12 protein-coding genes are annotated in these 11,802 nt (G+C 29.7%); all 12 read left to right on the forward strand.

Translation table 11 applies throughout. The annotated features are described in order from the left end of the window. Positions 1 to 27 precede the first annotated feature (27 nt). The 12 genes from gcvH to CS899_RS00205 all read left to right on the forward strand — a co-directional run bounded on the left by gcvH (position 28) and on the right by CS899_RS00205 (position 11,797). Complete coding sequence (gcvH, locus tag CS899_RS00150; RefSeq protein ID WP_099202942.1) at positions 28 to 408, forward strand: glycine cleavage system protein GcvH; 381 nt, start codon at positions 28 to 30, stop codon at positions 406 to 408. 3 nt (positions 409 to 411) lie between these two features. After that, the gene (gene gcvPA / locus CS899_RS00155; RefSeq protein WP_099202943.1) at positions 412 to 1,764 is read left to right on the forward strand and encodes an aminomethyl-transferring glycine dehydrogenase subunit GcvPA; all 1,353 of its coding nucleotides are present in this window, start codon (positions 412 to 414) and stop codon (positions 1,762 to 1,764) included. Further along, entirely contained in the window at positions 1,764 to 3,230 is a 1,467-nt protein-coding gene (gcvPB, locus tag CS899_RS00160) for an aminomethyl-transferring glycine dehydrogenase subunit GcvPB (RefSeq protein WP_099202944.1), read from the forward strand. Before gcvPA ends, gcvPB begins: the two co-directional genes overlap by 1 nt. Beyond that, positions 3,223 to 4,623: a dihydrolipoyl dehydrogenase gene (gene lpdA, locus CS899_RS00165; protein WP_099202945.1), complete on the forward strand. Its 1,401-nt coding sequence runs from the start codon at positions 3,223 to 3,225 to the stop codon at positions 4,621 to 4,623. The genes gcvPB and lpdA overlap by 8 nt, the downstream gene beginning before the upstream one ends. Positions 4,624 to 4,738: 115 nt before the next feature. Beyond that, positions 4,739 to 5,764 (forward strand): molybdopterin-binding protein, encoded by a 1,026-nt coding sequence (locus CS899_RS00170; protein ID WP_099202946.1) that lies wholly within the window; start codon positions 4,739 to 4,741, stop codon positions 5,762 to 5,764. Beyond that, the gene (locus tag CS899_RS00175; protein WP_099202947.1) at positions 5,764 to 6,381 is read left to right on the forward strand and encodes a phosphatase PAP2 family protein; all 618 of its coding nucleotides are present in this window, start codon (positions 5,764 to 5,766) and stop codon (positions 6,379 to 6,381) included. The genes CS899_RS00170 and CS899_RS00175 overlap by 1 nt, the downstream gene beginning before the upstream one ends. Next, a complete protein-coding gene (locus tag CS899_RS00180) occupies positions 6,374 to 7,000 on the forward strand; it encodes a phosphatase PAP2 family protein (protein ID WP_099202948.1) in 627 nt (208 codons plus the stop codon). Before CS899_RS00175 ends, CS899_RS00180 begins: the two co-directional genes overlap by 8 nt. Positions 7,001 to 7,012: 12 nt before the next feature. Beyond that, positions 7,013 to 7,456, forward strand: coding sequence for a GatB/YqeY domain-containing protein (locus CS899_RS00185; protein WP_099202949.1), 444 nt, complete (start codon positions 7,013 to 7,015; stop codon positions 7,454 to 7,456). Between the two features lie 86 nt (positions 7,457 to 7,542). Continuing rightward, positions 7,543 to 8,373: a diadenylate cyclase CdaA gene (gene cdaA, locus CS899_RS00190; protein WP_099202950.1), complete on the forward strand. Its 831-nt coding sequence runs from the start codon at positions 7,543 to 7,545 to the stop codon at positions 8,371 to 8,373. Next, positions 8,354 to 9,595 (forward strand): CdaR family protein, encoded by a 1,242-nt coding sequence (locus tag CS899_RS00195; protein WP_164995803.1) that lies wholly within the window; start codon positions 8,354 to 8,356, stop codon positions 9,593 to 9,595. The genes cdaA and CS899_RS00195 overlap by 20 nt, the downstream gene beginning before the upstream one ends. Positions 9,596 to 9,611: 16 nt before the next feature. After that, the gene (glmM, locus tag CS899_RS00200; RefSeq protein WP_099202952.1) at positions 9,612 to 10,955 is read left to right on the forward strand and encodes a phosphoglucosamine mutase; all 1,344 of its coding nucleotides are present in this window, start codon (positions 9,612 to 9,614) and stop codon (positions 10,953 to 10,955) included. An 8-nt stretch (positions 10,956 to 10,963) separates the two neighbouring features. Then, a complete protein-coding gene (locus tag CS899_RS00205) occupies positions 10,964 to 11,797 on the forward strand; it encodes a DegV family protein (protein WP_099202953.1) in 834 nt (277 codons plus the stop codon). Positions 11,798 to 11,802: the final 5 nt, after the last annotated feature.

Here is an 11,802-nt window from a genome sequence, read left to right on the forward strand (position 1 = left end):
TAAATAATAAAATTTAGGAGGATTAAAATGAACGTAGAAAAAGGATTATTATATACAAAAGACCATGAGTGGGTAAAAGTTGATGGAGATGCTGCATATATAGGTATTGCAGATTTTGCACAATCAAATTTAGGGGATATAGTTTATGTTGAACTTCCAGAAGTTGATGATGATATAGATGCTGAAGATTCAGTAGCATCAGTAGAATCAGTTAAGGCAGCAGCAGAAGTATTTGCTCCATTTGGAGGAACTATCCTTGAAATTAATGAAGATTTAGAAGATGATCCAGCATTATTAAACAAAGCTCCTTATGAAAATTGGATTGCTAAAATTGAAATTTCAGATAAATCACAACTAGATGGTTTAATGAGTGACGCTGAGTATACAGAATTTTTAAAGGAGGCATAATTAATGTCTAATTATCCATATATTCCTCATACTGATGAAGAAATTAAGGAGATGTTGGATGTAGTAGGTGTTAATTCTCTTGATGATTTATTTTCAGATATACCAGCTGAAATGAAAATGAAAGGAGAATTGGATTTACCTAAATCAAAATCTGAAGGAGAAGTATTTTCTTATTTAAGTGGATTATCTAAGAAAAATAAATCTACAGCAGATTTAGCTTGTTTTATGGGTGGAGGAGCATATGATCATTATATTCCTACTGCCATTCACCATATAACTGGTAGATCAGAATTCTACACTGCATATACTCCTTATCAACCAGAAGTAAGTCAAGGTACATTACAATATATTTTTGAATACCAAACATTAATGGCTAACTTAACTGGAATGGACTATGCAAATGCTTCATTATATGATGGTCAATCAGCAGTAGCTGAGGCAGCTATAATGACAGCTCAAATGTCAAAGAAAAATAAAATTGCTATTTCTGAAACAGCAGATCCTCAATCAATAACAGTTTTAAGAACTTATGCACATGCTAGAGGTATGGAATTAGTTATTATACCTAGAGATGGTATGGTTACAAGTTTAGAAAAAGCAAAAGAAATATTAGATGAAACAGTTGGAACTATTATAGTTCAAAGTCCTAACTTCTATGGTTATATAGAGGATATGGCTCCTTTTGTTGAGCTTGCTCATTCACAAAAGAAAACTTATATTATTCAATCTACAGATCCAACTTCACTACCAATCATGAAAAAACCTGGAGAATTAGGTGTAGATGTCGTAGTTGGAGATGGACAAGCTTTGGGAATTCCTCTTCAATTCGGTGGACCATACTTAGGATTATTGGCTTTCAACAAGCAATTTTTAAGAAAAATTCCTGGAAGAATTGTTGGACAAACTGAAGATAATGAAGGAAGAAGAGCTTGGGTATTAACACTTTCAGCGAGAGAACAACATATAAAAAGAGAAAGAGCTACTTCAAATATTTGTTCAAACCAAGGTTTAAACGTATTAGCAGCAACTGTATATATGTCATTGCTTGGAAAAACAGGTATGAAAGAAGTTGCTTACAATAGTACAGCTAAAGCGCATTACTTATATGATGAGCTAGCTAAATTAGATAAAGTAAAAGTGTTAACAGATAAACCGTTCTTTAAAGAATTTACAATTGGATTTGATAAAGATGCAGAAGAAGTTCTTGCTAAATTAGAAGAAAATGGAATCTTAGGTGGTATTAATTTGAGCAAAATTAATAAAGACTTAGGTAATGGTCTAATAATAGCTGTAACAGAAAAGCGTACTAAGGAAGAAATGGATAAATTTGTTGAAACTTTGAAGGAGGTATTATAATGTCATACGATAAATTAATATTTGACTTATCCGAACCAGGAAAAATGGGATATAGATTACCTACTTTAGATGTTGAAGGCAAAGATTTAAGTTCATATATTCCTGAAGAGTTTTTAGCTACAGAAGAACTAGATTTTCCAGAAGTAAGTGAAGTAGATGTAATTAGACATTTTACTAACCTTTCTATGAAAAACTATGGGTTAGATAGAGGATTTTATCCATTAGGATCTTGTACAATGAAGTACAATCCTAAAATAAATGAAGATGTTGTTTCATTAGAAGGATTTGCTAATCTTCATCCATATCAAAAAGATGATGATATACAGGGTACTTTAGAAGCTCTTTACAATGTAGGAGATGCTTTATCAGAAATTTCAGGTATGGATTTTATGACATTACAACCAGCAGCAGGTGCTCATGGAGAAATAACAGGTGTAATGTTAATGAAGGCATATCATGAATTTAATGGACAAAACCAAAGAAACAAAATAATTGTTCCGGATTCAGCACATGGTACAAACCCAGCAACAGCTGCAATGGCAGGTTATGAAATAATTGAAATCAAATCAAAACCAAATGGAATGGTTGATATAGATGCATTAAAAGCAGCAGTAGGAGAAGATACAGCAGGATTAATGCTTACAAATCCTAATACATTAGGAATTTATGATGAAAATATCAAAGCCATAACTGAGACAGTTCATAATGCTGGTGGTTTAGTTTATTATGATGGTGCCAATATGAATGCTATATTAGGACAAAGTAGACCAGGTGACATGGGCTTTGACATAGTTCATTATAATGTTCATAAAACATTCTCAACACCTCATGGTGGTGGTGGTCCAGGAGCTGGTCCAGTAGGAGTTAAATCATTCTTGAAAAAATTCCTTCCAAAACCTTTAGTTGAGAAAAAAGAAGATGGAACATTCTATTTAGACTATGATCTTCCAAATTCACTTGGAAAAATGAAAGCAAATGTGGGACATGTTGGTATATTGTTAAGAACATATTCTTATATATTAACTATGGGTAGTGATGGACTTAAGGCTGCTAGTACAATGGCTGTTTTAAATGCCAATTATTTAGCTCAAAGCTTAAAAGAAAACTATAATTTACCATTGGATAGAATATATAAACATGAATTTGTTTTAGCAGGAATAAAAGATGATACTCATACTATAACAACAGCTGATGTATCTAAAAGAATTCTTGACAAAGGATTCCATGCTCCTACAGTATACTTCCCATTAATTGTACCTGAAGCATTAATGATTGAACCTACTGAATCTGAGCCAAAACAAACTTTGGATGAGTTTATTGCAGCAATGAATGAAATTGCTGATGAAGCAAAAACTAATCCTGAATTATTAAAATCAGCTCCTCATAATACTTTAATAGGTAGACCAGATGAGACTAAAGCTGCAAAAGATTTAATATTAAAGTATGAAGGAGAAATTAATGCCTAAGATTGTAGTAATAGGTGCTGGACCTGGTGGATATGAGACTGCTATTAGAGCAGCTCAACTAGGTGCAGAGGTAGTATTAATAGAAAAAGGTAGAGCTGGAGGAACTTGTTTAAACATTGGATGCATTCCAACTAAAACTTTATGGAAAACGGCTGAATTATTTGAACAAGTAAAAGAATCTACTAGTTTTGGAATAAAATTAGAAAATCCTTCAGTTGATATGGCTGCTGTAAAAGCTAGAAAAGATTATGTAGCAGATAGAATGAATACAGGAGTTAACTTTTTAGTTGACTCATATCCAAACATAGAATATATAGAAGGATATGCTAGCTTTAAAGATGAAAATACAATTATTGTAGATAAAGGTGAAGAAAAAGTAGAAGTTGCAGGGGATTATTTTATAATAGCTACAGGATCAGCTCCTTTAGTTCCGAGCTTTGAAGGTTCAAGATTAGAAAATGTAATAACAAGTACTGAGTTATTAGATTTAGATTATTTACCAGAGAAATTAGTTGTAGTTGGAACTGGTGTTATAGGAATGGAATTTGCTAGTATTTATAATTCATTTGGTACAGATGTTACTGTTATAGGTTCTGATATCTTAGGTGCTTGTGAGAGTGAAATCACTAAAAGAATTCAGTCTATATTCAAACAAAAAGGTATGAAGATAGAAAAAGGGTATAGAGCTAGTAAAATAGAAAAATCAGCTAACGGATTGACTGTATTTGCTGAAAATAAAAAAGGTAAAGTAGTTGAAGCAGAAGGCGACTTAGTATTACTTGCTATCGGTAGAATACCATTTACTGAAGGATTAAATCTTGAAGGTATAGGAATTGAAACCAATAGAGGTGGAGTTGTAGTTGATAAAGATTTAAAAACTAGTAAAGATAATATCTTTGCAATAGGTGATTGTATTTCAGGAAACGTTCAATTAGCACATGTTGCTTCAAATCAAGGGTTAAATCTTGTTGAACGTTTAATGGGAAATACTCCTCATATTGTAGAAGATGTTGTTCCAGCAGCTACATTTACATTACCAGAAATTGCTCAGGTTGGTAAAACTGAAGATCAATTAAAAGAAGAAGGTATTGAATATGACAAATCTAAATTTTTATTCTCTGGAAATGGTAAAGCTGTTTCTATGGGTGAAACAGATGGATTTGTAAAAATATTAGCTTCTAAAGATCATAAGAAAATTTTAGGCGTTCATATATTTGGACCGCATGCAAATGATATAGTGCATTTAGGTGCTGTAGCAATGGCAAATGATTTGCCAGTTTCAGCTTTAAATAAGACTATATTTGCACATCCAACTCTAAGTGAAACATTTATGGAAGCTTCTCATGGTTTAGAAGGAGCATCGATTCATACTGCAAAGGTAGCAAAAAAATAAACTATTAAAAAGGAGATGTTATCTCCTTTTTTTTGTTAAGAAATATACTATAAAAATATATTCGAATATATGATAGAATACCATTATATAGTTTTTGGTATAAGGGGTATAATTTATGAAAAAAATCAGAGTAGAAGATGCAATTGGTCATATTTTACCACATGATATGACAAAGATTGTAAAGGATGAATATAAAGGAGTTGCTTTTAAAAAAGGTCATATAATTACAGAAGAAGATATTCCTAAATTATTAGATATGGGGAAAGAACATATTTATATATTAGAAAAAAATGAAAATATGGTTCATGAAAATGAAGCTGCACTCATCTTGGCAAATATTTGTAAAAATGATTATATGGATATTACAGATGTGGTGGAAGGAAAAATTGAAATTGTAGCAACAGAAGATGGATTTTTTGAAATAGATACAGAACGACTTTTTGAACTTAATTTTTTAGGCGATATTGCAATAGCAACTAGAACTGGAAATTTGCCAGTAAAAAAGGGCGATGTTTTAGCGGGAACTAGAATAATACCGCTGTTAATAGATAAAAAACAGCTAGATAGAGCTGAAAAAATAGGAGGAAATACACCGTTATTTAAAATAACGCCTTTTAAAAAGCTTAAAGTAGGAATAGTTACTACTGGCTCAGAAGTATATAATGGAAGAATAACAGATAAATTCACACCTGTTGTCAAAGAAAAATTAAAAGAGTATAATTTAGAATTACTACATCATGAAGTTTGTGATGACAATACAGATATGATAAAAAGTGCAATTACTAAAATTAAAGATATGGGTGCAAATCTAATCTTGTGTACAGGAGGTATGAGTGTAGATCCGGATGATTTAACACCAGCAGCGATTAGTAGAAGTGGAGCACAAATAATCACACATGGAACACCTACACTTCCGGGATCTATGTTTTTAGTAGGATATTTTAAAGATGAAACTGCTATTATGGGACTACCAGGATGCGTAATGTACACTAAAACTACGGTTTTTGATATTTTGTTTCCATATGTAGTAGCAGGTAAGAAAATAACAAGAGAGCAAATTGCAAGGCTAGGATATGGAGGATATTGCTTAAAATGTGATGTTTGCCATTATCCTAATTGTGAATTTGGCAAAGGAGTTTAATGATAGGTAGAAAGAGTAAAAATAAATTTTTAATTATTACATTAATTTTTGTGATTTTAGCAGGGATTTATTTTTCGAAATTTAATAATACTACAAAATTTGATATTAATGTGTTAAGTTTTATTAGAGAAAATATTTATCCGAGTAAATTTTTTTGGTTTTTCACAAGACTGGGAGATACTTCCACTTACTTGATTATATTACTTCCAGTTGCTATTTATTTAATATATAAAAAAAATTATAAGCTGTTATTAGTACTAATATTTTCCGTAGTAGGATCAGCATTAACTATGAAAATATTTAAGCATATATTTGAAAGAGAGAGACCGATAGAATTTTTTGTTTATAACCAAGGAGGATTTAGTTTTCCAAGTGGACATTCTACAGTTAGTGCAGCATTTTATTTTACATTGGCGCAAATTTATTATATTAATTATAAAAATAAAATTGTGACTTTTTTAATAATGCTTATACCTATATTTATAGGATTAAGTAGATTAGTATTAGGAGTACACTGGACTACAGATGTATTAACAGGATGGTTGTTAGGGATATCAATTTCTATTATAAGTTTAGAAATATATAATATTAATAATAAAGGATTTAAGAATGATTGATTTTTTTACATTAATGATAATAACAATAATAGTGTTTTTTGCTATTTTTTTATTTGGAATTATTATATATAAAAAAGGTGGATTTAAAATAGATTATAGAGTTAGAGAAATATTTTATAATTATAATTTAGAATATTTAAAAAAAATTATGAATAAGATAACAGAATTTGCAAATATAGAAGTAATTTCTATGATATCAGTACCTATTCTATTCTATTTAATTCATGAAAAACAGTATATAGAAGCAACAACTATTATATTTTCAATAATGTTTTCTTTTATTAGTAGTCAATTATTAAAAGTTGTATTTAGAATAAAAAGACCTACAGAATCACAAAAATATAGTCATATTGGCTATTCGTTTCCAAGTGGACATTCATCAGTTGGAATGAGTTTTTACTTAACATTAAGCTTTATACTTATAAAAAGCATTGAAGGATCAATGGCTATACTAGCTTTAGCAGTTTTATTTGGAATTACAATAGGTATATCTAGATTGGTATTAGGAGTACATTGGTTTACAGATGTGGTTATAGGATTGGCATTAGGATTACTGTGTAGTTTTTGGTCAATGTATTTTTATAATATTGGATATTATTTTAAATTGTTATTTAATTAAGGAGTGAAGAATATGACATTTTTGGAAAATTTAAGAAAAGATAAGATGAAAGCTATGAAAGATAAGGATAGAGATAAAGTTAATGTTATTACTTTATTAATGTCCTCTATATCATTAGCAGAAAAAGAAGAGAAGAAAACTTTAACAGATGAAGAAGCGATAGTTTTTGTACAGAAAGAACTTAAGCAAGCAAAAGATACTTTAGAGTCAACACCTAAAAATAGAGAAGATATTATAAAAGAAACTAATAGAAGGATAGAAATAATAGAGTCTTATATGCCAGAACAAATGTCTGAAGATGAGTTGGAGAAAGAAATAAAAAATTTGGCAAATGACAAGAACTTGGAGCTTGGTATAAAAAGTAAGGGTATTTTGATAAAAGAAACTTTAGAAAAATTCAAAGGTAAAACTGATGGAAAAACAATTAACAAAATAATAGATAAAATATTGAAATAGTCTCGGAAATCCGAGATTATTTATTTTTATAGTTGACACACATGTGGTAAAATTATAATTGTAATATTTAAATAAGGAATGATTTGATGAATGATTTTTTTAGTGAATTAATAAGTACATTGTCTATGATTAGGATAAGAGATGTTATAGATATTCTTATAGTAGCTATTGCAATATATAAGATATATATTTTAATAAAAGAAACTAGAGCAGAACAATTAATGAAGGGTGTTCTGGCTATTTTCTTTTGTTCAATTTTAAGTAGAGCTCTTAACCTATATACCATTGCTTGGATATTAAAACAAGCTATGACAGCTGGATTTGTATTAATAATAGTAGTATTTCAGCCTGAATTAAGAAAAATGTTGGAATATATTGGTACAAGTAATATATTTAGAAAATCATTTGTAGATTTGCAATATGAAGCAGCTAAAAAAAATACTGATGAAATAGTTCATGCATTAGCATCTTTATCTAGACAAAAAATAGGAGCACTTTTGGTTTTTGAAAGAAAAACTGGATTAAATGAAGTAATAGAAACAGGAACTTTATTAGATGCAAAAATTTCTAGTGAACTATTGATTAATATATTTATTCCAAACACTCCATTGCATGATGGAGCAGTAATAATTAGAGAAGATATTATAAAAGCTGCATCGTGTTTTTTACCATTATCCGAAAATCAGTCAATATCTAAAGAATTGGGAACGAGGCATAGGGCAGCACTAGGTATGTCTGAAAAATCTGATTCTCTTTCAATAGTTGTATCTGAAGAAACTGGAGATATATCTATTGCAGAGAGAGGCGAACTTCAAAGGTATATTGATGAAGTTACATTAGAAAGTATATTGATGAAATTTTATAGTGCTAAATTTGTTAATAATGAGGAGGAAACTGATGGAAAGAATAAAAAATAATTGGCCCATCAAATTGATTTCTCTAATATTTGCATTTGGTCTTTGGTATTATGTATTAATGGACGCTAATCCAGAAGGCACTAGAGAATTTAGAAATGTAGAAGTAAACATAAAAGGAAAAGAAGTTTTAGCAGAACTAGACAAAGATATAATAGCACCTATAGAACCTACAGTATATATTAAAGTAAGGGGAAAAAGAGATGTAATAAGTAAATTAAAAGAATCTGAAATAGAAGCAGAGATTGACTTAAATACTATAAAAGAAGATTTAAAAAGTGGAATAGATGAAAAAAGAATATACATTACTTATAAATTACCAACAGGGGTATTTAGAGAAGATGAGACAGAAAAGTTTTTAGATTTTAGATTCGATAATATTGTTTCAGCAGAATATGATATTAAAGAAGAGCAAATTGGAAATTTACCATCGACAAATCTTGCAATTAAAAATATAGAAGTAGTACCTGATTCTGTAACTATTAAAGGACAAGAAAAAGCTATGAATAAAATAGACAAGGTTTGCGTATTAGTAGATGTTTCAAAGGAAACTGAAGATGTTACAAGAAATATTCCAATAGAAGTTTTTGATAAAAATGGTGACAAAATTGAAGATCTTGAAATTAGTGAAAAGAATGCGAAAGTTAATATATATATAACAAATAGTAAACAGGTGCCTATAAAATTAAAAATGATTAATGAACTTCCAGAAGGCATTAGCATTGAAAGTAGTACTCCAAGCAAGGAAAAAATTACAATAATAGGTGATAAAAAAATACTTGATAAAATTTCTGAAATAGAAACAAGTCCAATAGATTTATCAAAAATAAAAAATAATATGGTAGTTGATGCAAGGTTGATGTTGCCAGATGGTGTTGGGCTTATGCAAGAAGAAAATATAACTATTGATATAGTGGTTAAATCAGAAGAAGAGAGTTCAGATGGATTGGCTAATAAGACTTTTGTAATTAAAAAAGAAAAAATAGAAATTCTAAAAAATACAAAAGATTATGAAGTTATTTTTCCAGCTGATATTAAAGATATAACAGTAACATTAGAAGGAAAAGAGGAAACAATAAATAAGGTAAAAGAAGAGGAAGTTAAATTAAGTATTGATATAGGTGGATTATGGAGAGGTAAGCACAAAGTAGATATAGAAACTAATAGTTTAAAGGATATAACTAAGACTATAAATCCAGCAAGTATAGAAATTGAGTTAAAATAGAAAATTAGGAGGACTTATGGGGAAATATTTTGGAACAGATGGAATTAGAGGAATAGCAAATACAGAGCTTACACCTGAATTAGCTTTTAAAGTGGCAAGAGCTTCTGCGCATAAATTAGAAAATAATCATAAAAAGTTAATTATTATAGGAAAAGATACTAGAAAATCTGGTGATTTATTAGAAAGTGCATTAGTAGCGGGATATACTTCAATGGGATTTGATGTATATCTGTTAGGAGTTATTCCAACCCCGGCGGTTGCATACTTAACAAGATATTATAACGCAGCAGCAGGAATTGTAATATCAGCATCACATAATCCAGCAGAATTTAATGGAATAAAATATTTTGGACCAAATGGATTTAAGTTACCAGATGAAGTTGAAGATGATATAGAAAAATTAATGGATGAATATAAAACCATAGAATTAAGACCAACGGGTTCAGAGGTTGGAATTGTAGAAAGAAAAGAAGAAGCTATAGATATTTATATAAAATTTTTGGAATCTACAGTTAAACTAGATTTAACTGGTAAAAAGATAGCTTTAGATTGTGGCAATGGAGCAACTTATAGTATTGCACCAAAACTATTCAAAGATTTAGGAGCTGAAGTAGAATATATATCTGTTGAACCTAATGGATTAAATATAAATGATAATTGTGGATCAACTAATCCTTCACTAGCACAGGAATTGGTTAAAAAAATGGGAGCAGATATTGGATTTACATTTGACGGTGACGGTGATAGACTAATTACAATAGATGAAAATGGAGAAATATTAGATGGAGACCATTTTCTAGCAGCATGTGCTTTTCACATGAAAAATAATGGTACTTTGAAAAACAATGGAATAGTTGGTACTGTTATGACTAATATTGGTTTAGATGAATATGCTAATTCGATTGAAGTTAAAGTAGAAAAAGCATCTGTGGGAGATAGGTATGTTCTTGAATTAATGCAAGAAGGTGGATATAATCTTGGAGGAGAACAATCTGGACATATTATTTTTCTAGATAACAATACAACAGGGGATGGTATTTTATCAGCTTTAAAAATATCTGAAACAATGATGGATTCTGGCAAAAAAATGTCAGATTTGAATAAGCTTATGATTACTTACCCTCAGGTGTTGGTAAATGCTAAAGTAAAAAATGATAATAAACATAGTTACATGGAAGATGAAGTAATTGTTAAAGAGATTAAAGAGTTAGAAGATAAATTTAATGGTTCAGGAAGAGTATTAATAAGACCATCAGGAACAGAACCTTTAGTAAGGGTTATGATTGAAGGTAAAGATCAATCTATTTTGGAGAAAGAAGCAAATAGGTTAGCTTCTATAATAGAAGAAAGGTTGTCTTAGGTAAAAAAATGAGTGATAGAATAATAATAGCTGATTCAAGCTGTGATTTAAATAAAGGGCTTAGTAAAAAATTAAATGTAGAGTTGGTTCCTTTCAACATAGATGTAAATGGAACTAGTTATATGGATGATGGTACTATGAGTATAGTTGACTTTCTAAAAGAAGTTGACAAGTCAGCAAAAGCACCTACAACAGCAGCGCCTTCACCGAATTTGTTTATGAGTAAATTTAAAGGTGCTAAAGAGATATTTATTATAACAATATCATCTAAATTAAGTGCAACTTATGGGAATGCAAAGCTTGGAAAAACTATGTATTTAGAAGATAATGATGCTAAGATTCATGTATTTGATAGTAAGTCGGCAGTTTCTGGTGAAACAGCAATAGCAATAAAAATAAAAGAATGTTTAGATAAAAACTTATCTTTTGGAGAAATAGTAGAAACAGTAGAAAAATTTATATCTAATATGAAAACATATTTTATACTAGACAAATTTGATACATTAGTTAAAAATGGAAGAATGTCTAAATTTACAGGAACATTAGCAAAAGCTTTATCGTTTAAACCAGTTATGACAGCAACAAATGGTGAAATAGAAGTTCATACAAAAACAAGAGGGTACAATAAGGCGGCTAGCAAATTAGTTGAAATTATTGGAGAAGAAGGCAATGATTTTGAGAACAGAACATTAGTAATAGGACATTGTCAAGCTCCAGATAAAGCAAAAGCATTGAAAAAAGATATTGCAAAAAAATACAATTTTATAGATATTGAAATTGTAGAAACAGGAATGCTATCCTCTGTATATGCTAATACAGGAGGAATAGTTTTAGCATTTTAAGGAGA

It is taken from the genome of Miniphocaeibacter massiliensis (assembly GCF_900232905.1).
GTDB lineage: Bacteria > Bacillota > Clostridia > Tissierellales > Peptoniphilaceae > Miniphocaeibacter > Miniphocaeibacter massiliensis.